Raw genomic sequence first — 24,197 nt, forward strand, 5'->3', positions numbered from 1 at the left:
CCCGCCTGGGTGTGCTGCAGCGGGCCTGCGCGGCACGCATCGCGCGCCCCCGTCGCGGCGTCAAACTGAGATAATCGGACATCCGATTTTTCAGAACGAATCTGCCGCCAGCATGGCCCGAACCCAAGCCGAACCGCCAGCCAGCCAGCCCGACGCGCGTGCCGCGTGGCTGCGCGACCAACTCGAGCGGGCGAATTACGCCTATTACGTGCTCGACCAGCCGGACCTGCCCGACGCCGAATACGATCGGCTGTTCGGCGAGCTGCAGCAACTCGAAACCGATCATCCCGAACTCGTGACGCCCGATTCGCCGACGCAGCGCGTCGGCGGCGAAGTGGCGGGCGGTTTCACGCCGGTCGTCCACGACGCGCCGATGCTGTCGCTGAACAACGGTTTCGCCGACGAGGACATCGTCGCATTCGACAAGCGCGTCGCCGATGCGCTCGACAAGACGACCGATCTCGCCGGCTCGGTGACGGACCCGGTCGAATACGCGTGCGAGCTGAAGTTCGACGGGCTCGCGATCTCGCTGCGCTACGAGCAGGGCGTGTTCGTGCAGGCGTCGACGCGCGGCGACGGCACGACCGGCGAGGACGTGACCGAGAACGTCCGCACGATCCGCTCGATCCCGCTGAAGCTGAAGGGCAAGCATGTGCCGGCCGTGCTCGACGTGCGCGGCGAGGTGCTGATGTTCAAGCGTGATTTCGCACGCCTGAACGAACGCCAGCGCGCGGCCGAGCAGCGCGAATTCGCGAACCCGCGCAATGCGGCGGCCGGCAGCCTGCGCCAGCTCGACCCGAAGATCACCGCGCAGCGTCCGCTGTCGTTCTTCGCGTACGGGGTCGGCAGGCTCGACGGGATGCCGATGCCGGACACGCACAGCGCGCTGCTCGACTGGTACGAAACGCTCGGCCTGCCGGTGAACCGCGAACGCGCGGTCGTGCAGGGCGCCGATGGCCTGCTCGGCTTCTTCCGCAAGGTCGGCGAGAAGCGCGAGTCGCTGCCGTACGACATCGACGGCGTCGTCTACAAGGTGAACCGGCGCGACGAGCAGGACCGCCTCGGCTTCGTGTCGCGCGCGCCGCGCTTCGCGCTCGCGCACAAGTTTCCGGCGCAGGAAGCGCTGACGAAGCTGGTCGCGATCGACGTGCAGGTCGGCCGCACGGGCGCGATCACGCCGGTTGCGCGGCTCGAACCCGTGTTCGTCGGCGGCGCGACGGTGACCAACGCGACGCTGCACAACGAGGACGAAGTGCGCCGCAAGGACATCCGGATCGGCGATACCGTGATCGTGCGGCGCGCCGGCGACGTGATCCCCGAGGTCGTCGGTGCATTGCTCGAGCGCCGGCCGGATGACGCGGCCGAGTTCGTGATGCCGACCGAGTGCCCGGTGTGCGGCTCGAAGATCGAGCGCCTGCCGGACGAGGCGATCGCACGCTGCACGGGCGGGCTGTTCTGCCCGGCGCAGCGCAAGCAGGCGCTGTGGCACTTCGCGCAGCGCCGCGCGCTCGACATCGACGGGCTCGGCGAGAAGATCATCGATCAGCTCGTCGAACTGAATCTCGTGCGCACGCCGGCCGACCTGTTCAATCTCGGTTTCGCGACGCTCGCTGAACTCGACCGGTTCGCCGAGAAGTCCGCGCAGAATCTGCTCGACTCGCTGGAGAAGGCGAAGCACACGACGCTCGCGCGCTTCATCTACGGGCTCGGGATCCGCCATGTCGGCGAATCGACCGCGAAGGATCTCGCGAAGCATTTCGGGTCGCTGACGCCGATCATGGACGCGTCGATCGAGGAACTGCTCGAAGTGAACGACGTCGGGCCGATCGTGGCCGAGTCGATTCACCAGTTCTTCGCGGAAGAACACAACCGCACGGTGATCGAGCAATTGCGCGCGCCCGGCAAGGTCACGTGGCCCGAAGGCCCGCCCGCGCCGAAGGCGCCGCAGGGCGTGCTCGCCGGCAAGACGGTCGTGCTGACGGGCACGCTGCCGAACCTCACGCGCGACGCGGCGAAGGAGATGCTCGAAGCGGCCGGCGCGAAAGTCGCGGGCTCGGTATCGAAGAAGACGGATTATGTGGTCGCGGGCGCCGACGCCGGCAGCAAGCTCGCGAAGGCCGAGGAACTCGGCATCCCCGTGCTGGACGAAGACGGACTGCACCAACTCCTGGAGGGCAACACGCCATGATTCGCGAGATCCTGAAGATGGGCGATCCGCGCCTGCTCGAAGTCGCCAAGCCGGTCGAGCGGTTCGACACCCCCGAACTGCACGAGATCGTCGCGGACATGTTCGAGACGATGCATCACGCGAACGGCGCGGGGCTCGCCGCGCCGCAGATCGGCGTCGGGCTGCAGATCATCATCTTCGGCTTCGGCAGCAACAACCGTTATCCGGACGCACCGCCGGTGCCCGAGACCGTGCTGATCAACCCGAAGCTCGAGTACATGCCGCCGGACATGGAAGAGGGCTGGGAAGGCTGTCTGTCGGTGCCGGGCATGCGCGGCGTCGTCAGCCGCTACGCGAAGGTGCGTTACAGCGGCTTCGACCAGTTCGGCGCGAAGCTCGACCGTGTCGCGGAAGGCTTCCATGCGCGGGTCGTCCAGCACGAATACGATCACCTGATCGGCAAGCTGTATCCGATGCGGATCACCGACTTCACGCGCTTCGGCTTCACCGAGGTGCTGTTCCCGGGGCTCGATCCGGCCGCCGACGACTGACCTTGATGCGGCTGCGCGCGCCGCGTTGCGTGTGGTTTCGTACCGGATATGAAAAAGCCCGCTTGCGCGGGCTTGTTTCATGGTGCGGCACGCAGCGCGTGCCCGCTGTCAGAACGACTCGTCGGCCGACAGGTAGCGCCATTGCCCCTGCGGCAGCGCGCCGAGCATCACGCGGCCCATCCGCACGCGCTTCAGGCCGATCACTTCGAGACCGACCAGTTCGCACATGCGGCGGATCTGGCGCTTCTTGCCTTCACGCAGCACGAAACGCAGCTGTTCGCCGTTCTGCCAGCTGACCATCGCCGGCTTCAGCGGGACGCCGTCGAGTTCGAGGCCGTGGCGCAGCTTCGCGAGCGATTCCGCGGGGAAGTGCTGGTCGATGTCGATCAGCCGTTCGCCGAAGCGCACGCGCACCAGATACTCCTTGTCGATGTCCGACTGCTCGCCGATCAGCTGCTTGGCGATCACGCCATTCTGCGTCAGTACGAGCAGGCCGGTGGAGTCGATGTCGAGCCGGCCGGCCGGCGCGAGCGCGTGCAGGTGCTGCGGCGAGAAGCGCAGCGGCGAGCGGTCGCCGCTCCACTGGTTGGCGCGCGTGATCAGCACCGATGCCGCCTCATAGCCGTCTTCCGCCTGACCCGACACGTAGCCGACCGGCTTGTGCAGCAGGATCGTCACCTGCGCGGCCTGCGCGGCGCTCGCGCGCTCGTCGATCTCGATCTTCTGGTCCGGGCGGACCTTGGTGCCGAGCGTGTCGATGCGTTCGCCGTCGACGAGCACCCAGCCCTTTTCGATCCATTCGTCGGCTTCGCGGCGCGAGCACAGGCCGAGTTCGGACATGCGCTTCGACAGGCGCATCAGGCCGGTTTCGTCGCCGTGGTCGACTTCGGCCGCCGCGCGCTTGACCGGTTGCGCGGTCTTGACCGCACCGAACGAGCGGCGTTCGCCGTCGCGTGCGGGGCGCGCCGGGCGGTCGCCGAAGCTGCGCTTCGCGCCTTCGCCGGATGCCTTGTCGCGATAGGACGGGCGTTTGCCTTCATCGGCGCCTGCGCGGCGCGGGCGGGCGTCGTCATCACGACGCGGCGGGCGATCGGACGACGTGCGACGGTCGCCGAAGCTGCGTTTTGCGCCTTCGCCGGATGCGTTGTCGCGATAGGGCGCACGTGCGCCGCCTTCGCCACCCGCGCGACGCGGACGTGCATCGTCGTCGCGACGCGGCGGGCGATCCGACGACGTGCGACGGTCGCCGAAACTGCGTTTTGCGCTTTCGCCGGATGCGTTGTCGCGATAGGGCGCACGCGGGCCGCCTTCGCCACCCGCACGACGCGGACGTGCATCGTCGTCACGACGGGGCGGACGATCCGACGACGTGCGGCGGTCGCCGAAGCTGCGTTTTGCGCCTTCGCCGGACGCGTTGTCGCGATACGGCGCACGCGGGCCGCCTTCGCCGCCCGCGCGACGCGGGCGTGCGTCGTCATCGCGACGCGGCGGGCGATCCGACGACGTGCGACGGTCGCCGAAGCTGCGTTTTGCGCCTTCGCCGGATGCGTTCTCGCGATACGGCGCACGTGCGCCACCTTCGCCACCCGCGCGACGCGGACGTGCATCGTCATCACGGCGCGGCGGACGATCCGACGACGTGCGACGGTCGCCGAAGCTGCGCTTCGCCCCTTCGCCGGCTGCGTTGTCGCGATACGGCGCGCGCGTGCCGCGTTCGGCACCGCCCTCACGCGGCGCACGCTTGGCCGGTGCGCGATCCGCGCCCGGGCGCTCGGCGCCTGCCGCGCCGCGCGGCTTGAACGAGCGTTCGCCGGCGGCGGCCGGCGCGGCCTTCTTCGGGCGCGCCGGCTTGTCGCCTGCGGGTAGCGCGGCGGGGCGCACCGCCTTGCGGGCGACGAGGCTGCCGGAGCGGACAGGGGCGCGGGTCGGCGACGCCGGCTTCGGATTCTTGACGGTTAATTTGGTGCGCATAAACGCTGGGATTCATTCAGACTGCGATCGCGCGCAGCAATTCGGTTTCGAGCTGGATCTGCAGGCGGTTGTCGGACAGGCCGGCACCGTCGAGCAGGAAGATGTCCTCGACGCGTTCGCCGAGCGTATTGATCCGCGCCGCGTGGACGCCGACCTGATGCTCGGCCAGGACGCGCGCGATCGAATAGAGAAGGCCCGGCCGGTCGTTGGCGGACACGGACAGGATGTAGTACTGGCCGCGCTCGTCGGCCCGGAGGTCGACGCGCGGCGTGATCGGAAACGTCCGGGACAGCCGCGACAGGCGGCCCTTGGACGGTTCCGGCAGCGACGCGGTTTCGGCAAGGCGCGCCGCGAGTTGCTGTTCGACGAGATTCGCGATGTCGCGGTAGCGCACGTCGCGTTCGGTCTGCGTGACGATGAAGTTGTCGAGCGCATAGCCGTGCCGCGTCGTGCTGACACGCGCATCGAGCACCGACAGCCCGTTGCGGTCGAAGTACGCGCAGATGCCCGCGAACAGGTCGGGGCGGTCCTTCACGTACACGAGCACCTGCAGCGCGTCGCCGATCGGCGACGGCCGCGCGCGCACGATCGCGGTCTCGGCGTTCACGTGCCGGTACAGCACGCGCGTCTGCCATGCGATGTCGGCCGCGTCGTGACGCAGGAAGAAGCCGACGTCGAGCTGGTCCCACAGCGCGCGGTGCGCGTCGTCGGGCACGGTCTCGAGGCGCAGCAGCGCGAGCGCCTGCTCTTGCCGCGACTTCAGTTCCGAATGCGCGTCGGGGTTCGCTCCGCCGAGCACCGCGAGCGTGATGCGGTACAGGTCCTCGAGCAGCTTGCCCTTCCACGTGTTCCACACCTTCGGGCTCGTGCCGCGGATATCGGCGACGGTCAGCAGGTAGAGCGCGGTGAGGTAGCGCTCGTTGCCGACGACTTCGGCGAAGCGCTTGATGACTTCCGGGTCGCTCGTGTCCTGCTTCTGCGCGACCTGGCTCATCGTCAGGTGATGCTGGACGAGCCACACGATCAGCGATGCGTCGTCGCCGGTGATCCCGTGCTCGCGGCAGAAGCGCCGCGCGTCGGCCATCCCGAGCGTCGAGTGGTCGCCGCCGCGGCCTTTCGCGATGTCGTGGAACAGCGCCGCGACGTACAGCACCCACGGGCGCTCGAAGTTGCCGATCAGCTGGCTGCAGAACGGGTACTCGTGCGCATGCTCGGCCACCGCGAAGCGGCGGATGTTGCGCAACACCATCAGGATGTGCTGGTCGACCGTGTACACGTGGTACAGGTCGTGCTGCATCTGGCCGACGATGCGGCGGAAATTCAGCAGGTAGCGGCCGAGCACGCTCGTCTGGTTCATCAGCCGGAACGCATGCGTGATGCCTTCGGGCTGCTGCAGGATCTGCATGAACGTGCGGCGGTTCTGCGGATCGCGCCGCCACGTGTGGTTCATGATCTCGCGCGAGTTGTAGAGCGCGCGCAGCGTGCGGGCGGACAGGCCCTTCACGCCGCGGGTCGCCTCGTACAGCAGGAACGCCTCGAGGATCGCGTCGGGATGGCGTTCGAACACGCCGTCGTCGACGATCTCGAGCATGCCCTGCTTCTCGACGAAGCGATCGGGCGACAGCACACGCGTGATGCCGCTCGTCGCGGGGAACAGCTGCGCCTCGATGTTCTGGATCAGGATCGTCGCCAGCTGCGTGACCGCTTTCGCGGCCCAGTAGTAGCGGCGCATCAGCTGCTCGCTCGCGCGCTTGGCCTGCGTCGGCCGGTAACCGAAGCTCTCGGCGGCCTGCGTCTGCAGGTCGAACACGAGCATGTCCTGGCGGCGCCCGGCGATCACGTGCAGCCGCGCGCGCAGGGTCTTCAGGAATCCTTCGTTGCGGCGCAGCTCACGTGCCTCGCGATCGGTGATGAGGCCGCGCGTGTCGAGCTCGCGCCAGCTGCTGCCGAAGCCGGCCGCGCGCGCGATCCACAGGATCGTCTGCAGGTCGCGCAGCCCGCCGGGGCTCTCCTTCACGTTCGGCTCGAGGCTGTACGGCGTGTCCTGGAACTTCGCGTGGCGCTGGCGCATCTCGAGCACCTTCGCGGTGAAGAAGGCGCGCGCGTCGAGCGCCTCGTGATACCGCACGGTGAAGCGTTCGAACAGCGCGGTGCCGCCGACGATGCGGCGCGCTTCGAGCAGCGAGGTCTGCACGGTGACGTCCTGCGACGCCTCCTCGATGCATTGCTCGACCGTGCGCACGCTGCTGCCGATCTCGAGGCCGAGATCCCACGCCATCCCGATGAAGCGCTCGATCCGCGCGTCGAGCGCCGGGTCGTGCGCATCGGGCAGCAGCACCAGGATGTCGACGTCGGAGTGGGGCGCGAGCTCGCCGCGCCCGTAGCCGCCGACGGCGACGAGCGCGAGCGTCGCGGGCAGCCCGCAGTCGTCCCACACGCGCTTGAGCGCATCGTCGGTGAGTCTCGACAGCGCGTGCATCAGCGACGTGACGTTCGTCGCGCTGCGAAAGCGCTCGAGCAGGTCGGCCTTGGCGGCCTTGAATTCGGCGCGCCGCGACAGCGCTGCGGGCGAGGGGGCGGCGTGAGCGCTCATGGGCGGCCGTTCAGGTCAGCAGGTGAGGGGTGGGCGGGGCGGGCGCGACGGCGCTCAGACCGCGGCGGCCGGTTGCGCGAACACCGGGCGTGCCGGCGTGCCGGCGGACACGGTCAGCACCTCGTAGCCGGTTTCGGTGACGAGCACCGTGTGCTCCCATTGCGCGGACAGGCTGCGATCGCGCGTCTTGACCGTCCACTGGTCGGGCATCGTGCGGATGTCGCGCTTGCCGGCGTTGATCATCGGCTCGATCGTGAAGATCATCCCGGCCTTCAGCTCGATGCCGGTGCCCGGGCGGCCGTAGTGGACGACCTGCGGATCCTCGTGGAACACCGTGCCGATGCCGTGGCCGCAGTATTCGCGCACGACGCTGTAGCCCTGCGCTTCGGCGTGCTTCTGGATCGCGTAGCCGATGTCGCCGAGGTGCGCACCGGGCTTGACCTGGTCGATGCCGAGCCACATGCACTCGTAGGTGGTCTGCACGAGGCGCTTCGCGAGGATCGAGCCTTCGCCGACGATGAACATCCGGCTGGTGTCGCCGAAGTAGCCGTTCTTGATCACGGTGATGTCGATGTTCAGCGCGTCGCCGTTCTTGATCACCTTCTCGCCGGGAATGCCGTGGCAGATCACGTCGTTGACCGAGATGCAGGTGGCCTTCGGGTACGGCGGATAGCCGGGCGGCTGGTAGTTCAGCGGCGCGGGGATCGTGCCCTGCTCGTTGAGCATGAATTCGTGACAGAGCCGGTCGAGTTCGGCGGTCGTGATGCCCGCGACGACGTGCGGCGTGATGAAGTCGAGCACTTCGCTCGCGAGACGGCAGGCGACGCGCATCTCGGCGATGTCGTGTTCGTTTTTGAGCGTAATAGCCATCGAGGTATGCCTGGAATGCGGTGAATTGACGGATTATCGCACCTTATGGCGGGCCTCGCAGCCCCTGCCGGCGGTGCCGGTGCGGGTTTTCGCGGATTGTCCGGCCGGCTGCCGCGCGGCAAGCGAAAGTGGCGGGCGACTTGAGAGCCGACAAATCGGCGTGCTATACTCTTTGGCTAAGTCGACATCCAAATGCCGAACATGCCCCGATGTGGGGCGGTATCGCGACGGCATCAGGATGAAAGGCTTGCGGCACGGGCAGTTTCGCACGTGCCGAATCGCAAGCCGGCGCAACCAGGGTGCCGGCCGCGCGGAACGCGCGGCGGTACGGCAGCCGGCTTAAGACCCAACCCTCGTGGAGAATTTACATGGCAGTCACGATGCGCCAAATGCTGGAAGCGGGTGTCCACTTCGGTCACCAGACGCGCTTCTGGAACCCGAAGATGGCTCCGTTCATTTTCGGTCACCGCAACAAGATTCACATCATCAACCTCGAAAAGACGCTGCCGATGTTCACGGACGCACAGAAGTACGTGCGCCAGCTGGCAGCGAACCGCGGCACGATCCTGTTCGTCGGCACGAAGCGCCAGTCGCGTGACACGATCGCCCAGGAAGCGCAACGTGCGGGCATGCCGTACGTCAACGCACGCTGGCTCGGCGGCATGATGACCAACTTCAAGACGCTGAAGGTATCGATCAAGCGCCTGAAGGACATGGAAGCGGCAGTCGAGGCGGGCGAGCTCGAAAAGATGAGCAAGAAGGAAGCGCTGCTGTTCGAACGCGAAATCGCCAAGCTGCAGAAGTCGATCGGCGGCGTGAAGGACATGGGCGGCATTCCGGACGCAATCTTCGTCGTCGACGTCGGCTACCACAAGATCGCCGTCACGGAAGCGAACAAGCTGGGCGTGCCGGTCATCGCCGTGGTCGACACGAACCACTCGCCGGAAGGTGTGGACTACGTGATCCCGGGCAACGACGACTCGAGCAAGGCAGTCGCGCTGTACGCTGAAGGCGTGGCCGACGCGATCCTGGAAGGCCGTGCGAACGCGGTCAACGAAGTGGTCCAGGCAGCGCGTGGCGACGACGAGTACGTCGAGGAAAACGCGTAACTGGCCCCGAGCCGGCGCAAAAAGGGGGCTCTCAACAGGCCCCCTTTTTTTAAGCTTGTGCGCCGGACCTGATCGCGCCGAATCGGCGCGGGTCCGGAAACGATTTTCGGCCGTTCGCGTCCAAGCGGGCGGCGTTGTGAATACAGACTCAAGGAGCGAATGATGGCGGCAATTACCGCAAGCATGGTGGCAGAACTGCGCGCAAAGACCGACGCACCGATGATGGAGTGCAAGAAGGCGCTGACGGAAGCCGACGGCGACCTGGCCAAGGCTGAAGAGCTGCTGCGCGTCAAGCTCGGCAACAAGGCGAGCAAGGCGGCATCGCGCGTGACGGCAGAAGGCGTCGTCGCATCGTTCGTCGGCGGCAACGCAGGTGCGCTGGTCGAGCTGAACTGCGAAACCGACTTCGTCGCGAAGAACGACGACTTCCTCGCATTCTCGAAGACCGTCGCAGAACTCGTCGCGACGCAAAACCCGGCCGACGTGGCAGCGCTGTCGGCACTGCCGCTCGACGGTTCGACGGTCGACGCAGTCCGCCTGGCCCTGATCGGCAAGATCGGCGAGAACGTCTCGATCCGCCGTTTCGTCCGTTTCGAAACCGCGAACAAGATCGCAACGTACCTGCACGGCGCGCGTATCGGCGTGATCGTCGAGTACACGGGTGCGGAAGAGCAGGTCGGCAAGGACGTCGCGATGCACATCGCCGCGATGAAGCCGGTCGCCCTGTCGTCGGCCGACGTGCCGGCGGAACTGATCGAGACGGAACGCCGCGTCGCCGAGCAGAAGGCTGCCGAATCGGGCAAGCCGGCTGAAATCGTCGCGAAGATGGTCGACGGCAGCGTCCAGAAGTACCTGAAGGAAGTGTCGCTGCTGAACCAGACGTTCGTGAAGAACGACAAGCAGACGATCGAGCAGATGCTGAAGGCAGCGAACGCGACCGTGCAGAAGTTCGCGCTGTTCGTCGTCGGCGAAGGCATCGAGAAGCGCCAGGACGACTTCGCCGCCGAAGTGGCCGCGCAAGTCGCAGCAGCAAAGCAGCAGTAAGCAGTCAGGCAGTATCCGCGGCGGGCGTCCGCTCCGCCGCGGCCGGCGGCGCCGCCGGCCGGCCGGGAAACCCGGTCCGGTCGCCGGCGCTTGCCCGAATCAGTATTTCGCCCCTACAGTTCGTGGTTGTCATCCTCTCGTCGCTCGGAAGCCCCTATGTCCAATGCCTATAAACGCGTCCTCCTCAAACTCTCCGGCGAAGCGCTGATGGGCGACGATGCCTTCGGCATCAATCGCGCGACGATCGAACGGATGGTGGCGGATATCGCCGAAGTCGTGGGTCTCGGTACGCAACTCGCGGTCGTGATCGGCGGCGGTAACATTTTCCGCGGTGTCGCGGGCGGTGCGGCCGGCATGGACCGCGCGACGGCCGACTACATGGGGATGCTGGCGACGATGATGAACGCGCTGGCGCTGCAGGACGCGATGCGCCACGCCGGCATCGTCGCGCGCGTGCAGTCCGCGCTGCGCATGGATCAGGTCGTCGAGCCGTACATCCGGCCGCGCGCGATCCGCCAGCTCGAGGAAGGCAAGGTCGTGATCTTCGCGGCCGGCACGGGCAACCCGTTCTTCACGACGGACACGGCCGCCGCGCTGCGCGGTTCGGAAGTGGGCGCCGAGGTCGTTTTGAAGGCGACCAAGGTCGATGGCGTATATTCTGCCGATCCGAAGAAGGATCCGTCGGCCACGCGCTACACGACGATCAGCTTCGACGAGGCGATCAGCCGCAATCTGCAGGTGATGGACGCGACGGCCTTCGCGCTGTGCCGCGACCAGAAGCTGCCGATCCGCGTGTTTTCGATCAACAAGCCGGGCGCGCTCAAGCGCATCGTGCTGGGCGAGGACGAAGGTACGCTCGTCCACGTGTAAACTCCCGCGGATGCGGGCAAGCGGCGCGGGTCGCCGGCCGTGGTGCGTGGCGCACCGGGCGCGGCCCGCGTTCATTGAAGGTTGGAAGGTTCGGAGGTTGAAATGAGTGTCGCTGATGTCAAGAAGGGCGTAGAGCAGAAGATGCAGCGCTCGATCGAAGCGTTCAAGAACGATCTGGCGAAGATCCGTACGGGCCGTGCGCATACCGGTCTGCTCGATCACGTGCAGGTCGACTACTACGGTTCGATGGTGCCGATCTCGCAGGTTGCGAACCTGACGCTCGTCGACGCACGCACGATCGGCGTGCAGCCGTGGGAAAAGAACATGGTCGCGAAGGTCGAGAAGGCCATCCGCGAAGCCGATCTGGGCCTGAACCCGGCCACGGCCGGCGACCTGATCCGCGTGCCGATGCCCGCGCTGACGGAAGAGCGCCGCCGCGAGCTCACCAAGGTGGTCAAGAGCGAAGGCGAAACGGCCAAGGTCGCGATCCGCAACCTGCGCCGCGACGCGAACGAAGCGCTCAAGAAGCTCGTGAAGGACAAGGAAATCTCGGAAGACGACGAGCGCCGTGCGAGCGACGACGTGCAGAAGCTGACCGACAAGCACGTCGCCGAAGTCGACAAGCTCGTGCAGAGCAAGGAAGCCGAGATCATGACGGTCTGACGACCGTCCTCGCGCGCCGCCTTCTTCCCGCAACTGTCTCAACGGCCATGACCTATACCAGCTCTACCGTTCGCGTGCCTGACGTCGGCGCCGTGCCGCGTCATATCGCGATCATCATGGACGGCAACGGCCGTTGGGCGACCGAACGCCGCTTGCCGCGCGTCGCGGGGCACACCCGCGGCGTCGACGCCGTGCGGTCGGTGGTCGAAGGCTGCGCGCGCGCCGGCGTCGAATACCTGACGCTGTTCGCGTTCAGTTCGGAGAACTGGCGCCGGCCGAACGACGAAGTGTCGTTCCTGATGCGGCTGTTCATCACCGCGCTCGAGCGCGAGATCGGCAAGCTGCATGCGAACGGGATCCGCCTGCGCGTCGTGGGCGATCTCGAGCGTTTCGAGCCGCGCATCCGCGAACTGATCCGCCGCGCCGAAACCAAGACGGCGCGCAACACCCGCCTGACCCTGACGATCGCCGCGAACTACGGCGGCCGCTGGGACATCCTGCAGGCGACGAAGAAACTCGTCGAGCAGGCCGTGCGCGAGGGCCGCGAGGTCGAGGTGACTGAAGACGCGTTCGCGCCGCACCTGGCGATGGCCTATGCGCCGGAGCCCGATCTCTTCATCCGCACCGGTGGCGAGCAGCGCGTCAGCAATTTCCTGCTGTGGCAGCTCGCGTACGCCGAATTCTATTTCACCGACAAATACTGGCCGGATTTCGACGGCGCGGCGCTGGCCGACGCGATCGCGTCGTATACCGAGCGCGAGCGCCGTTTCGGGCGCACCAGCGCGCAGCTCGAACCGCAATCGCAGAACGCCGATTCCCTTTCATGCTGAAGACCCGTGTGATCACGGCGGTCGTGATGCTGGCCGTGTTGCTGCCGGTGACGCTGTTCGCGCCGCTCGCGGCCTTCGGCGCGCTGATCGGCGTCGTGCTCGTGTTCGCCGCATGGGAATGGGCGCGCCTGCTGAAGCTCGGCGCGGCCGGTTCGGTCGTCTATGCGATCGTCGCGGCGCTGGCGCTCGCGGCGACCGCGCCGCTCGGCGTCGAGGCCGCTTCGTCCCGTCCCCTTTTCATGGCGGCCGGCGTGTTCTGGCTGCTGGTCGGCCCGTTCTCGCTGCGGCGCAAGCCGGAGCTCGCGGGCGGCGTGTGGCGGCCGTTCCTGCTCGCGGCCGGGCTCGTGGTGTTCGCGGCCTGCTGGCACGCGGTCGTCGCGGCGCGTGCGCAGGGCGTTCCGTTCGTGCTCTCGCTGCTGCTGGTCGTGTGGCTGGCCGATATTGGTGCATATTTCGCGGGCAAGGCCTTCGGAAAGCGTAAACTGGCCGTTACGATCAGTCCCGGGAAGAGCTGGGAAGGCGCGATCGGCGGCTGGCTCGCCGTGATGGTCGTCGCGGGAGCCGCGATGGCCGCGCACTGGTTCGAGCCGACCCTGTTTTCCGCATTCGCGACGCGCTACGGGATGCCCGGCGCGTGGGCCGCGCTGACGCTGCTGGTTGCGTACAGCGTGATCGGCGACCTGTTCGAGTCGCTGCTCAAGCGTCAGGCGGGCGTGAAGGATTCGAGCGGCCTGCTGCCCGGTCACGGCGGCGTGCTCGACCGCGTCGACGCGCTGCTGCCGGTGCTGCCGCTCGCAATGCTGCTGCTTGGTTAAACCACTATTTCTGTTATGCAAAAACGTCTGACACTGCTCGGTTCCACGGGCTCGATCGGAGACAGCACGCTCGACGTGGTCGCCCGCCATCCCGAGCGTTTCTCGGTCTATGCGTTGACCGCGCACCGCAATGGCGACAAGCTCGTCGAGCAGTGCCTGCGCTTCGCACCCGAAGTCGCGGTGGTCGGCGATGCGAACACGGCAGCGCACGTCGAGGCGAAGCTGCGTGCGGCGGGCAACAAGACCACGGTGCTGTACGGGCCGCAGGCGCTCGTCGACGTGTCGAACAGCGACGGCTGCGACACGGTCGTCGCGGCGATCGTCGGCGCGGCCGGCCTCGCGCCGAGTCTGGCGGCCGCGCGCGCCGGCAAGCGCATCCTGCTCGCGAACAAGGAATCGCTCGTGATGTCGGGCGCGATCTTCATGGACGCCGTGCGCGACCATGGCGCGATCCTGCTGCCGGTCGACAGCGAACACAACGCGATCTTCCAGTGCATGCCGCGCGACGCGAACGAGCACGGCGGGATCTCGAAGATCATCCTGACCGCGTCGGGCGGCCCGTTCCGCACGCGCGAGCCGGCCACGCTCATCGACGTGACGCCGGACGAGGCCTGCAAGCATCCGAACTGGGTGATGGGCCGCAAGATTTCCGTCGATTCCGCGACGATGATGAACAAGGGCCTCGAAGTGATCGAGGCGCACTGGATCTTCGGCCTGCCGGGCGACCGGATCGACGTGCTGATCCACCCGCAGAGCGTGATCCATTCGCTCGTGTCGTACCGCGACGGCTCGGTGCTCGCGCAGCTCGGCAACCCCGACATGCGTACGCCGATCGCGCACGCGCTGGCGTTCCCGGAGCGCGTCGACGCCGGTGTCGAGCAGCTCGACCTCGCGCAGATCGCCCAGCTGTCGTTCGAGAAGCCCGACTACACGCGCTTCCCGTGCCTCGCGCTCGCGCTGAAGGCGCTCGAGGAGGGCGGCATCGCGAGCGCCGCGTTGAACGCGGCGAACGAAATCGCGGTCGAAGCGTTTCTCGAGCGCCGGATCGGCTTCATGGCGATCGCGGCGACGGTCGACGCGGTGCTCAACGCACTGCCGAACCGCAACCCGAACGGGCTCGACGACGTCCTGGCGGCGGATGCCGAGGCACGCCGCCTCGCCGCCGAGATCATTGCGAAAGCGCCTGCGCCACGCGTGGAGCGCACTGTCTGAATGAGGTGCTCATGAACGTGCTGGTCGAACTGATCGCGTTTGCGGTGGCGATCGGGGTGCTGGTCGTCGTGCATGAGTACGGACATTATCGCGTCGCGCGCTGGTGCGGCGTGAAGGTGCTGCGTTTCTCGATCGGCTTCGGCCAGCCCGTCGCGCGCTGGGTCAGCCGCAAGACGGGCACCGAATGGACGCTCTCCGCGCTGCCGCTCGGCGGCTACGTGAAGATGCTCGACGAGCGCGAGCCGGGGGCGGGCGTCAAACCCGAGGAGCTCGGCCAGGCGTTCAACCGGCAATCGGTGTTCAAGCGCATCGCGATCGTCGCCGCCGGCCCGATCGCGAACTTCCTGTTGGCAATCGTCCTGTTTTCCGCCGTATTCGCAACCGGCGTGACCGAGCCGGCCGCGGTGCTCGCGCCGCCGGCCGCCGGCACGGCGGCGGCCCGCGCGGGCTTCGACGGCAGCGAGACGATCGTGTCCATTCGCGACGCACAGGGCGGCGACGCCGTGCCGGTGCGCTCGTGGTCGGACCTGCGCTGGAAGCTGCTGGCCGCCGCGTTCGATCATCGCGAGGTCGTGCTCGGCGCGCGCGACGGCGGCGCGGCGACGTTCGACTTCCGCGTCGACCTGCGCAATGTTCCCGAAAGCGCGCTCGACGACGATTTCATGCTGCACCTGGGCTTCGAGACCGGCGGCGGCGCGCTGTCGGTGGCGTCGGTGCAGCCCGGCAGCGCGGCCGAGCAGGCAGGCCTGAAGGCCGGCGACAAGCTGCTCGCGCTCGACGGCAAGCCCATCGGCGGCGCCACGCGCTTCATCGACGCGGTGAAGCACCATGCAGGCCAGGCGGTCGAACTGCAGATCGAGCGCGGCGGTGCGTCCCGGACGGTGTCGATCGTGCCGCAGGCGCAGCGCGACGACGAAACGGGGCAGCAGGTCGGCCGCATCGGCGCGGCGCTGTCGATGCACACGCCGTCGGTCGACGTGCGCTACGGGCCGATCGAGAGTCTGCGGCTCGGCGCGCACCGCACGTGGGACATCGCCGTTTACTCGCTGAGGATGTTCGGGCGGATGATCACGGGCGATGCGTCGCTGAAGAACCTGTCCGGCCCGGTGACGATTGCGGACTACGCGGGCAAGAGCGCGCGGCTCGGTCCGTCGGCCTTCCTGTCGTTCCTCGCCCTTGTCAGCATTAGCCTCGGGGTGCTGAACTTGCTGCCGATTCCCGTTTTGGACGGGGGGCATCTGTTATATTATCTGGTTGAAGCCGCGACCGGGAAAGCCGTATCGGAGCGCTGGCAGCTGATTCTGCAAAGAGCCGGGTTGATCTGCATCGTCGCGTTGTCGGCGATCGCGCTGTTCAACGACCTGGCTCGGTTAATCCATTTCTGAAGCGTCAGGCGGCGGCCAGTCGGCCGCCGCCTGATTTGATGCAGCTAAATATTGGGGATGCACGTTGTTCAAACCTCATCGCTTTGTACCTAAGACAGTTGCAGCGGCCGCGCTCGCCGCGCACGGCCTCGCGGCGCATGCAGCGGCACCGTTCGTGGTGCAAGACATCAAGATCGAGGGGTTGCAGCGCGTCGAAGCCGGTTCGGTGTTCGCCTACCTGCCGATCAAGCAGGGCGATACCTTCACCGACGACAAGGCATCCGAAGCAATCCGCGCGCTGTACGCGACGGGCTTCTTCAACGACGTGCGCATCGCCACCCAGGGCAACGTCGTGATCGTGCAGGTGCAGGAGCGTCCGGCCATTGCGTCGATCGACTTCACCGGCACGAAGGAATTCGACAAGGACAACCTGACGAAGGCGCTGCGCGCGGTGGGTCTGGCCGATGGCCGCTACTACGACAAGGCGCTCGTCGACAAGGCGGAGCAGGAGCTCAAGCGTCAGTACCTGACGCGCGGCTTCTATGCGGCCGAGGTCAAGACGACGATCACGCCGGTCGACGCGAACCGCGTGTCGATCCTGTTCGCGGTCGCCGAAGGCCCGAGCGCGAAGATCCGCCAGATCAACTTCATCGGCAACAAGGCGTTCAGCACCAGCACGCTGCGCGACGAAATGCAGCTGTCGACGCCGAACTGGTTCTCCTGGTACACGAAGAACGACCTGTACTCGAAGGAAAAGCTCACGGGCGACCTCGAGGCCGTGCGCTCGTACTACCTGAACCGCGGCTACCTCGAGTTCAACATCGAATCGACCCAGGTGTCGATCTCGCCCGACAAGAAGGACATGTACCTGACGGTCACGCTGCACGAAGGCGAGCCGTACACGGTGTCGGGCATCAAGCTGTCGGGCAACCTGCTCGATCGCGAAGCCGAACTGAACAAGCTGATCAAGATCAAGCCGGGCGATCGCTTCTCGGCCGAAAAGCTGCAGCAAACGACGAAGTCGATCGTCGACAAGCTCGGTGAATACGGCTACGCATTCGCGACCGTCAACGCGCAGCCGGACATCGACCAGGCGAACCACAAGGTGAACCTGAACCTCGTCGTCGATCCGAGCCGCCGCGTGTACGTGCGCCGCATCAACGTGGTCGGCAACACGCGCACGCGCGACGAAGTCGTGCGCCGCGAAATGCGCCAGCTCGAAAGCTCGTGGTTCGATTCGAACCGCCTCGCGCTGTCGAAGGACCGCGTGAACCGTCTCGGCTACTTCACCAACGTCGACGTGACGACGGTGCCGGTCGAAGGCACGAACGACCAGGTCGACGTGAACGTGAAGGTCGACGAAAAGCCGACCGGCGCGATCACGCTGGGCGCGGGCTTCTCGTCGACGGACAAGGTGGTGCTGTCGGCCGGCGTGTCGCAGGACAACGTGTTCGGCTCGGGCACGAGCCTGTCGGTGAACGTCAACACCGCGAAGAGCTACCGCACGCTGACCGTCACGCAGGTCGACCCGTACTTCACGGTCGACGGCATCAAGCGGATCACCGACGTCTACTACCGCACGTACCAGCCGCTTTACTACTCGACGAGTTCGAGCTTCCGGATCATCAGCGCGGGTGGCAACCTGAAGTTCGGTATCCCGTTCTCGGAAGTCGACACCGTCTACTTCGGCGCGGGCTTCGAGCAGAACCGTCTCGACGTCGACTCGAACACGCCGCAGAGCTACCAGGATTACGTGAACGAGTTCGGCCGCGTGTCGAACACGGTGCCGCTGACGGTGGCATGGTCGCGCGACGCGCGTGACAGCGCGCTGATCCCGAGCCGCGGCTACTTCACGCAGGCGAACGTCGAGTACGGCGTGCCGGTCGGCAAGATCCAGTACTACAAGGCCGACCTGCAGGCGCAGTACTACTATTCGTTCTCGCGCGGCTTCATCCTGGGCCTGAACCTGCAAGGCGGCTACGGTAACGGCATCGGCAACCCGTACCCGATCTTCAAGAACTACTACGCGGGCGGTATCGGCTCCGTGCGTGGCTACGAGCCGAGCTCGCTGGGCCCGCGCGACACGAAGACGAACGACCCGATCGGCGGTTCGAAGATGGTGGTCGGCAACATCGAGCTGACGTTCCCGCTGCCGGGCACCGGCTACGACCGCACGCTGCGCGTGTTCACGTTCCTCGACGGCGGTAACGTGTGGGGCAACGCGCCGGGCGGCACGAGTACCGGCGCGAACGGCCTGCGTTACGGCTACGGTGTGGGTCTCGCGTGGATCTCGCCGATCGGCCCGCTGAAGCTGAGCCTCGGCTTCCCGCTGCAGAAGCACGAAGGCGACCAGTACCAGAAATTCCAGTTCCAGATCGGGACGGCGTTCTGATCGAACGCATGACAACAGTAACGAGAGGGTAATTTTGCTAACCGGTAAGTTTTCGAAACGAGTGATGTGTGCGCTGACCGTTGCGCTGGCCTTGGGCGCGGCGACGGCGCATGCTCAGGACGTCGCCCGCATCGCGGCGGTCAATTCGGATCGGATCCTGCGCGAGTCGGCGCCCGCCAAGGCGGCGCAGACGAAGCTCGAAGCCGAGTTCGCGAAGCGCGACAAGGATCTGCAGGACCTCGCGGCGCGCCTGAAGTCGATGTCCGATTCGCTGGACAAGAACGGTGCGTCGCTGTCGGCGGCCGATCGCGCGCAGAAGCAGCGCGATCTCGCGCAGCTCGACACCGACTTCCAGCGCAAGCAGCGCGAGTTTCGCGAAGACCTGAACCAGCGCCGCAACGAGGAGCTCGCGGCCGTGCTGGAGCGTGCGAACAAGGTCATCAAGCAGATCGCCGAGCAGCAGAATTACGACCTGATCGTGCAGGAAGCCGTGTACGTCAGCCCGCGCATCGACATCACCGACAAGGTGCTCAAGGCGCTCGCGTCCGGCTCGACGAACTGAACGGAGCAGACGACGAATGGCATTGACGCTTGAGGCACTCGTAACGCGGTTCGGCGGCGAGATCGCCGGCGACGCCCAGTGCAAGGTGGGCGGCCTCGCGCCGCTCGACCAGGCAGGCCCTCAGCAACTCGCGTTTCTCGCGAACCCGAAGTACCTGTCGCAGGTCGAGACGACCCGCGCCGGCGCGGTGCTGATCGCGCCGAAGGATCTCGAAAAGCTGGGCGCGGCCGCTGACGGCCGCAATTTCATCGTGACGCCGAATCCGTACGCGTACTTCGCGCGCGTCGCGCAGATGTTCATCGATCTCGCCACGCCGCCGCGCGCGGCCGGCGTGCATCCGAGCGCGACGATCGATCCGGCCGCGCAGGTCGCCGCGAGCGCGGTGATCGGCCCGCACGTGACGGTCGAGGCCGGTGCGGTGATCGAAGACGACGTGCAGCTCGACGCGAACGTGTTCGTCGGCCGCGGCACGACGATCGGCGCCGGCTCGCACCTGTATCCGAACGCGTCGGTGTACCACGGCTGCAAGATCGGCCCGCGCGCGATCATCCACGCGGGTGCCGTGATCGGCTCCGACGGCTTCGGCTTCGCGCCGGATTTCGTCGGCGACGGCGACGCGCGCACCGGCAGCTGGGTCAAGATTCCGCAGGTCGGCGGCGTGTCGATCGGCCCGGACGTCGAGATCGGCGCGAACACGACGATCGACCGCGGCGCGATGGCGGACACCGTCATCGAAGAATGCGTGAAGATCGACAACCAGGTCCAGATCGCGCACAACTGCCGGATCGGCGCCTACACGGTGATCGCCGGCAAGGCGGGCATCGCGGGCAGCACGACGATCGGTCGCCACTGCATGATCGGCGGCGCGGCGGGGATCGCCGGCCACGTGACGCTCGGCGACTATGTCATCATCACGGCGAATTCGGGCGTGTCGAAGTCGCTGCCGAAGGCCGGCATCTATACGAGCGCGTTCCCGGCCGTCGACCACGGCGAATGGAACCGGAGCGCCGCGCTCGTGCGCAACCTCGACAAGCTGCGCGACCGCATCAAGGCGCTCGAAACCGCGCTGGCCGCCCAGGGCGGCACGCACGCCTGACCGACACCATGCGAGACCACGAACCGGGCACGGCCAGCGCATCCGGCCCGGTTTGCCAGACTGGGCCGCACGGCGGCCCGCTTCAGCCTTTGCATCACCACCGCGCAGCCTCTGCGTGAGACGAACCATCATGAGCACTGAAAAAATCAATCTCGACATCCACAAGATCCTCACGCTGCTGCCGCATCGCTATCCGATTCTGCTCGTCGATCGCGTGCTCGAACTCGAGCCGCACAAGGGGATCAAAGCGCTGAAGAACGTGTCGATCAACGAGCCGTTCTTCCAGGGGCACTTCCCGAAGCGGCCGGTGATGCCGGGTGTGCTGATCCTCGAGGCGCTCGCTCAGGCGGCCGCGCTGCTGACGTTCTCGGAAGAGCAGCCGAAGGATCCGGAAAACACGCTGTACTACTTCGTCGGGATCGACGGCGCGCGCTTCAAGCGCGTGGTCGAACCGGGCGACCAGCTGATTCTGAACGTGACGTTCGAACGTTACATCCGCGGCATCTGGAAGTTCAAGGCAGTGGCGGAAGTGGACGGCAAGGTGGCGGCGGAAGCCGAACTGATGTGCACGGTCAAGACGGCCGACGCGGCGCCCTGAGCGACGCGGCACGCATGGGTAACGTAACGCGGGCAACGCGACACATCACATCGAGAGGCAACGGCGCATGACCAGGATTCATCCTACCGCGATCGTCGAACCGGGCGCACAGATCGACGAGTCCGTCGAGATCGGGCCGTACGCGATCGTCGGGCCGCACGTCACGATCGGCGCGCGCACGACGATCGGCTCGCACAGCGTGATCGAAGGTCACACGACGCTCGGCGAGGACAACCGCATCGGCCATTACGCGTCGGTGGGCGGCCGTCCGCAGGACATGAAGTACAAGGACGAGCCGACGAAGCTCGTGATCGGCAACCGCAACACGATCCGCGAATTCACGACGATCCACACCGGCACCGTGCAGGACGTCGGCGTGACGACGCTCGGCGACGACAACTGGATCATGGCCTATGTGCACATCGGCCATGACTGCCGCGTCGGCAACAACGTGATCCTGTCGAGCAACGCGCAGATGGCCGGTCACGTCGAGATCGGCGACTTCGCGATCGTCGGCGGGATGTCGGGCGTGCACCAGTTCGTGCGCATCGGCGCGCACTCGATGCTGGGCGGCGCCTCGGCGCTCGTGCAGGACGTGCCGCCGTTCGTGATCGCGGCCGGCAACAAGGCCGAGCCGCACGGCATCAACGTCGAAGGCCTGCGCCGGCGCGGTTTCTCGCCCGACGCGATCTCGGCGCTGCGCAGCGCGTACCGCCTGCTGTACAAGAACGGCCTGTCGCTCGAGGAAGCGAAGGTGCAGTTGCGCGAGCTGGCGGCCGCGGGCGGCGAAGGCGACGCAGCGGTCACCGCGCTCGTCGAGTTCATCGACGCGTCCCAACGCGGCATCATCCGCTAAGCGATGTCGCTCCCGACCAATCAGCTCCGGCTCGCGATGGTGGCCGGCGAGCCGTCGGGCGACCTGCTCGCGGCGTCGCTGCTCGGCGGGCTTCAGGCGCGGCTGCCCGCATCGACCCGCTACTACGGGATCGGCGGGCAGCGGATGCTCGCGCACGGCTTCGACTCGCACTGGCAGATGGACAAGCTGACGGTGCGCGGCTACGTCGAGGCGCTGGGCCAGATTCCCGAGATCCTGCGGATTCGCGGCGAGCTGAAGCGCCAGCTGCTCGCGGAGCGGCCCGACGCCTTCATCGGCGTCGACGCGCCCGATTTCAACTTCAGCGTGGAGCAGGCCGCGCGCGACGCGGGCATCCCGTCGATCCACTTCGTGTGCCCGTCGATCTGGGCGTGGCGCGGCGGCCGGATCAAGAAGATCGCGAAGTCCGTCGACCACATGCTGTGCCTGTTCCCGTTCGAACCGGCGATCCTCGACAAGGCGGGCGTCGCGTCGACGTATGTCGGCCACCCGCTGGCCGACGAGATTCCGCTCGAGCCCGACACGCACGGCGCGCGCATCGCGCTCGGCCTGCCGGCCGAGGGCCCTGTGATCGCGGTGCTGCCGGGCAGCCGGCGCTCGGAGATCGGGCTGATCGGCCCGACGTTCTTCGCCGCGATGGCGCTGATGCAGCAGCGCGAGCCCGGCGTGCGGTTCGTGATGCCGGCGGCGACGCCCGCGCTGCGCGAACTGCTGCAGCCGCTCGTCGACGCCCATCCGCAACTCGCGCTGACAATCACCGACGGCCGCTCGCAGGTCGCGATGACGGCCGCCGACGCGATCCTCGTGAAGAGCGGCACCGTCACGCTGGAAGCCGCGCTGCTGAAGAAGCCGATGGTGATCTCGTACAAGGTGCCCTGGCTGACCGGACAGATCATGCGCCGGCAGGGCTATCTGCCGTACGTCGGCTTGCCGAACATCCTGGCGGGGCGCTTCGTCGTGCCCGAGCTGCTGCAGCATTTCGCGACGCCCGAGGCGCTCGCCGATGCGACGCTCACGCAGCTGCGCGACGACGCGAACCGCCGCACGCTGACCGAAGTGTTTACCGAAATGCATCTCTCGCTGCGGCAGAACACGGCCGCGAAGGCGGCCGAAGCGGTCGTGCGCGTACTCGAGCAACGCAAGGGGCGCGTATGACGGCAGCCCGTGCACCACGCCGCCGCGCGTCGACCGACGTGCAGGGCGGCTTCGACTTCAGCCGGCCCGACGAGATCGTCTGCGGCGTCGACGAAGCGGGCCGCGGCCCGCTCGCGGGGCCGGTGGTCGCCGCCGCGGTGATCCTCGATCCCGCGCAGCCGATCGACGGGCTCGACGATTCGAAGGCGCTGTCCGCGAAAAAGCGCGACGCGCTGTACGACCTGATCGTCGCGCGCTCGCGCGCGTATTGCGTCGCGTCGGCCAGCGTCGACGAGATCGACACGCTCAACATCCTGCACGCGACGATGCTCGCGATGAAGCGGGCCGTCGAAGGCCTGTCGGTGCTGCCGACGCTCGCGCAGATCGACGGCAACCGCTGCCCGACGCTGATGGTGCGTGCCGAGGCGATCGTCAGTGGCGACGCGCTCGTGCCGAGCATCTCGGCCGCTTCGATCCTCGCGAAGGTCGCGCGTGACCGCATGCTCGTCGAGCTGCACGAACGCTTCCCGGTGTACGGGTTCAACGTGCATGCGGGCTACGGCACCGAGAAACATCTCGCCGCGCTGCGCGAGCACGGCCCGTGCGAAGCGCATCGGCGCTCGTTCGCACCCGTGCGCGCGGCACTCGACCTGATTCGATGAAAAGCATTACTTCCCGCGACAACCCGCTGTACAAGCGCCTGAAGGCGCTTGCGGGTTCGACGTCCCAGCAGCGCCGCGGCGGCCAGGCGCTGCTCGAAGGTTTTCACCTCGCCAGCGCGTATCTCGATACGGGCGCGATACCCGAGCTGTGCGTCGCCACCGAAGGCGCGCTCGCGCACGACGAAGCGCAGGCAATCATCGCGCGCGTCGACGCGCAGCGGGTCGTCACGCTGCCCGATGCGCTGTTCGGACAACTGTCGAACGTGGTGAGCGGCGTCGGTTTCCTGCTGCTCGTCGAGCGTCCCGCGCAGCCGCTGCCGGAGCGTGTCACGCACACGTCGGTCGTGCTCGACGGCGTGCAGGACGCCGGCAACGTCGGCTCGATCCTGCGCAGCGCGGCCGCGGCCGGTGTGCGGCACGTGTTCTGCGCGCCGGGCACCGCCTATGCGTGGTCGTCGAAGGTGCTGCGCTCGGGAATGGGCGCGCACTTCCTGCTGTCGATCCACGAGGATGTCGAGGCCGGCGCGCTCGCCGAACGCCTCGACGTGCCGGTCGCGCTGACCGATTCGCACGGCGCGCAGGCGATCTACGACTGCGACCTGGCCGGCCCCGTCGCATGGGTGTTCGGCAACGAGGGCGCCGGCGTGTCGGCGTTCTGGCGCGACGTGGCCACGCATCGCGTGACGATCCCGCAGCCGGGCGGCATGGAGTCGCTGAATGTGGCGGCAGCGGCGGCGGTGTGCCTGTTCGAGCAGGTGCGGCAGCAGCGGCTCGCATGACATGATGACGTGACGCGCGGCGTTGCCCGCGCGGTATCCCG

Annotated in this window: 21 protein-coding genes; 18 read left to right on the plus strand and 3 right to left on the minus strand. The window is 67.2% G+C overall.

Going from position 1 to position 24,197, the window contains the following annotated elements; translation table 11 throughout:
• The first annotated feature begins 112 nt into the window (after positions 1 to 112).
• Both ligA and def read left to right on the plus strand, forming a co-directional pair.
• Entirely contained in the window at positions 113 to 2,188 is a 2,076-nt protein-coding gene (gene ligA, locus U4012_RS21115; RefSeq protein ID WP_124570237.1) for an NAD-dependent DNA ligase LigA, read from the plus strand.
• Entirely contained in the window at positions 2,185 to 2,718 is a 534-nt protein-coding gene (gene def, locus U4012_RS21120) for a peptide deformylase (protein ID WP_044847933.1), read from the plus strand. The genes ligA and def overlap by 4 nt, the downstream gene beginning before the upstream one ends.
• A gap of 108 nt (positions 2,719 to 2,826) precedes the next feature.
• Here the strand turns inward: def and U4012_RS21125 are convergent, their stop codons facing one another.
• From U4012_RS21125 to map, 3 genes are read right to left on the minus strand one after another with little or no spacing between them, the layout of a single operon-like run.
• A complete protein-coding gene (locus tag U4012_RS21125; RefSeq protein WP_321801227.1) occupies positions 2,827 to 4,689 on the minus strand; it encodes a pseudouridine synthase in 1,863 nt (620 codons plus the stop codon).
• A 16-nt stretch (positions 4,690 to 4,705) separates the two neighbouring features.
• The gene (locus tag U4012_RS21130; RefSeq protein ID WP_321801228.1) at positions 4,706 to 7,282 is read right to left on the minus strand and encodes a [protein-PII] uridylyltransferase; all 2,577 of its coding nucleotides are present in this window, start codon (positions 7,280 to 7,282) and stop codon (positions 4,706 to 4,708) included.
• A gap of 54 nt (positions 7,283 to 7,336) precedes the next feature.
• Entirely contained in the window at positions 7,337 to 8,152 is an 816-nt protein-coding gene (map, locus tag U4012_RS21135; protein ID WP_021159103.1) for a type I methionyl aminopeptidase, read from the minus strand.
• 368 nt (positions 8,153 to 8,520) lie between these two features.
• On the opposite strand from map, the gene rpsB reads away from it, so the two are divergent.
• The 16 genes from rpsB (at position 8,521) to U4012_RS21215 (ending at position 24,156) form a co-directional block, all read left to right on the plus strand.
• A complete protein-coding gene (rpsB, locus tag U4012_RS21140; protein ID WP_006483818.1) occupies positions 8,521 to 9,261 on the plus strand; it encodes a 30S ribosomal protein S2 in 741 nt (246 codons plus the stop codon).
• 162 nt (positions 9,262 to 9,423) lie between these two features.
• Entirely contained in the window at positions 9,424 to 10,305 is an 882-nt protein-coding gene (gene tsf / locus U4012_RS21145) for a translation elongation factor Ts (protein ID WP_044843775.1), read from the plus strand.
• 156 nt (positions 10,306 to 10,461) lie between these two features.
• The gene (gene pyrH / locus U4012_RS21150; protein WP_011885142.1) at positions 10,462 to 11,175 is read left to right on the plus strand and encodes a UMP kinase; all 714 of its coding nucleotides are present in this window, start codon (positions 10,462 to 10,464) and stop codon (positions 11,173 to 11,175) included.
• A 102-nt stretch (positions 11,176 to 11,277) separates the two neighbouring features.
• The gene (gene frr / locus U4012_RS21155; protein ID WP_006752152.1) at positions 11,278 to 11,838 is read left to right on the plus strand and encodes a ribosome recycling factor; all 561 of its coding nucleotides are present in this window, start codon (positions 11,278 to 11,280) and stop codon (positions 11,836 to 11,838) included.
• 47 nt (positions 11,839 to 11,885) lie between these two features.
• The gene (gene uppS, locus U4012_RS21160; RefSeq protein WP_044843774.1) at positions 11,886 to 12,668 is read left to right on the plus strand and encodes a polyprenyl diphosphate synthase; all 783 of its coding nucleotides are present in this window, start codon (positions 11,886 to 11,888) and stop codon (positions 12,666 to 12,668) included.
• Positions 12,662 to 13,483 carry a phosphatidate cytidylyltransferase gene (locus tag U4012_RS21165; RefSeq protein WP_124486187.1) on the plus strand — a complete coding sequence of 274 codons (822 nt, stop codon included), beginning with the start codon at positions 12,662 to 12,664 and terminating at the stop codon, positions 13,481 to 13,483. The genes uppS and U4012_RS21165 overlap by 7 nt, the downstream gene beginning before the upstream one ends.
• Positions 13,484 to 13,498: 15 nt before the next feature.
• Entirely contained in the window at positions 13,499 to 14,695 is a 1,197-nt protein-coding gene (locus U4012_RS21170) for a 1-deoxy-D-xylulose-5-phosphate reductoisomerase (protein WP_321801233.1), read from the plus strand.
• A gap of 11 nt (positions 14,696 to 14,706) precedes the next feature.
• On the plus strand, positions 14,707 to 16,080 hold the full coding sequence (rseP, locus tag U4012_RS21175; RefSeq protein ID WP_321801235.1) for an RIP metalloprotease RseP: 1,374 nt from the start codon (positions 14,707 to 14,709) through the stop codon (positions 16,078 to 16,080).
• Positions 16,081 to 16,144: 64 nt separating this feature from the next.
• Entirely contained in the window at positions 16,145 to 18,451 is a 2,307-nt protein-coding gene (gene bamA / locus U4012_RS21180) for an outer membrane protein assembly factor BamA (RefSeq protein ID WP_044843770.1), read from the plus strand.
• Between the two features lie 64 nt (positions 18,452 to 18,515).
• Positions 18,516 to 19,013: an OmpH family outer membrane protein gene (locus U4012_RS21185; protein ID WP_040144479.1), complete on the plus strand. Its 498-nt coding sequence runs from the start codon at positions 18,516 to 18,518 to the stop codon at positions 19,011 to 19,013.
• A 16-nt stretch (positions 19,014 to 19,029) separates the two neighbouring features.
• A complete protein-coding gene (gene lpxD / locus U4012_RS21190; protein ID WP_321801239.1) occupies positions 19,030 to 20,109 on the plus strand; it encodes a UDP-3-O-(3-hydroxymyristoyl)glucosamine N-acyltransferase in 1,080 nt (359 codons plus the stop codon).
• Between the two features lie 130 nt (positions 20,110 to 20,239).
• On the plus strand, positions 20,240 to 20,707 hold the full coding sequence (fabZ, locus tag U4012_RS21195; protein ID WP_006402657.1) for a 3-hydroxyacyl-ACP dehydratase FabZ: 468 nt from the start codon (positions 20,240 to 20,242) through the stop codon (positions 20,705 to 20,707).
• Positions 20,708 to 20,774: 67 nt separating this feature from the next.
• Positions 20,775 to 21,563, plus strand: coding sequence for an acyl-ACP--UDP-N-acetylglucosamine O-acyltransferase (lpxA, locus tag U4012_RS21200; protein WP_044843768.1), 789 nt, complete (start codon positions 20,775 to 20,777; stop codon positions 21,561 to 21,563).
• 3 nt (positions 21,564 to 21,566) lie between these two features.
• The gene (lpxB, locus tag U4012_RS21205; RefSeq protein WP_044843767.1) at positions 21,567 to 22,736 is read left to right on the plus strand and encodes a lipid-A-disaccharide synthase; all 1,170 of its coding nucleotides are present in this window, start codon (positions 21,567 to 21,569) and stop codon (positions 22,734 to 22,736) included.
• Complete coding sequence (rnhB, locus tag U4012_RS21210; RefSeq protein ID WP_044843766.1) at positions 22,733 to 23,377, plus strand: ribonuclease HII; 645 nt, start codon at positions 22,733 to 22,735, stop codon at positions 23,375 to 23,377. Before lpxB ends, rnhB begins: the two co-directional genes overlap by 4 nt.
• The gene (locus U4012_RS21215) at positions 23,374 to 24,156 is read left to right on the plus strand and encodes a TrmH family RNA methyltransferase (RefSeq protein ID WP_044843765.1); all 783 of its coding nucleotides are present in this window, start codon (positions 23,374 to 23,376) and stop codon (positions 24,154 to 24,156) included. The genes rnhB and U4012_RS21215 overlap by 4 nt, the downstream gene beginning before the upstream one ends.
• The last annotated feature ends 41 nt before the right edge of the window (positions 24,157 to 24,197 follow it).

It is taken from the genome of Burkholderia sp. BCC1988 (genome assembly GCF_905339895.1).
Classification (GTDB): domain Bacteria; phylum Pseudomonadota; class Gammaproteobacteria; order Burkholderiales; family Burkholderiaceae; genus Burkholderia.

What these genes read in the sequence shown, in the direction of transcription:
- ligA (WP_124570237.1), top strand. Translation starts at nt 113, where the DNA reads ATGGCCCGAACCCAAGCCGAACCGCCAGCCAGCCAGCCCGACGCGCGT.
- def (WP_044847933.1), top strand. Translation starts at nt 2,185, where the DNA reads ATGATTCGCGAGATCCTGAAGATGGGCGATCCGCGCCTGCTCGAAGTC.
- U4012_RS21125 (WP_321801227.1), bottom strand. Translation starts at nt 4,689, where the DNA reads ATGCGCACCAAATTAACCGTCAAGAATCCGAAGCCGGCGTCGCCGACC.
- U4012_RS21130 (WP_321801228.1), bottom strand. Translation starts at nt 7,282, where the DNA reads ATGAGCGCTCACGCCGCCCCCTCGCCCGCAGCGCTGTCGCGGCGCGCC.
- map (WP_021159103.1), bottom strand. Translation starts at nt 8,152, where the DNA reads ATGGCTATTACGCTCAAAAACGAACACGACATCGCCGAGATGCGCGTC.
- rpsB (WP_006483818.1), top strand. Translation starts at nt 8,521, where the DNA reads ATGGCAGTCACGATGCGCCAAATGCTGGAAGCGGGTGTCCACTTCGGT.
- tsf (WP_044843775.1), top strand. Translation starts at nt 9,424, where the DNA reads ATGGCGGCAATTACCGCAAGCATGGTGGCAGAACTGCGCGCAAAGACC.
- pyrH (WP_011885142.1), top strand. Translation starts at nt 10,462, where the DNA reads ATGTCCAATGCCTATAAACGCGTCCTCCTCAAACTCTCCGGCGAAGCG.
- frr (WP_006752152.1), top strand. Translation starts at nt 11,278, where the DNA reads ATGAGTGTCGCTGATGTCAAGAAGGGCGTAGAGCAGAAGATGCAGCGC.
- uppS (WP_044843774.1), top strand. Translation starts at nt 11,886, where the DNA reads ATGACCTATACCAGCTCTACCGTTCGCGTGCCTGACGTCGGCGCCGTG.
- U4012_RS21165 (WP_124486187.1), top strand. Translation starts at nt 12,662, where the DNA reads ATGCTGAAGACCCGTGTGATCACGGCGGTCGTGATGCTGGCCGTGTTG.
- U4012_RS21170 (WP_321801233.1), top strand. Translation starts at nt 13,499, where the DNA reads ATGCAAAAACGTCTGACACTGCTCGGTTCCACGGGCTCGATCGGAGAC.
- rseP (WP_321801235.1), top strand. Translation starts at nt 14,707, where the DNA reads ATGAACGTGCTGGTCGAACTGATCGCGTTTGCGGTGGCGATCGGGGTG.
- U4012_RS21185 (WP_040144479.1), top strand. Translation starts at nt 18,516, where the DNA reads ATGTGTGCGCTGACCGTTGCGCTGGCCTTGGGCGCGGCGACGGCGCAT.
- lpxD (WP_321801239.1), top strand. Translation starts at nt 19,030, where the DNA reads ATGGCATTGACGCTTGAGGCACTCGTAACGCGGTTCGGCGGCGAGATC.
- fabZ (WP_006402657.1), top strand. Translation starts at nt 20,240, where the DNA reads ATGAGCACTGAAAAAATCAATCTCGACATCCACAAGATCCTCACGCTG.
- lpxA (WP_044843768.1), top strand. Translation starts at nt 20,775, where the DNA reads ATGACCAGGATTCATCCTACCGCGATCGTCGAACCGGGCGCACAGATC.
- lpxB (WP_044843767.1), top strand. Translation starts at nt 21,567, where the DNA reads ATGTCGCTCCCGACCAATCAGCTCCGGCTCGCGATGGTGGCCGGCGAG.
- rnhB (WP_044843766.1), top strand. Translation starts at nt 22,733, where the DNA reads ATGACGGCAGCCCGTGCACCACGCCGCCGCGCGTCGACCGACGTGCAG.
- U4012_RS21215 (WP_044843765.1), top strand. Translation starts at nt 23,374, where the DNA reads ATGAAAAGCATTACTTCCCGCGACAACCCGCTGTACAAGCGCCTGAAG.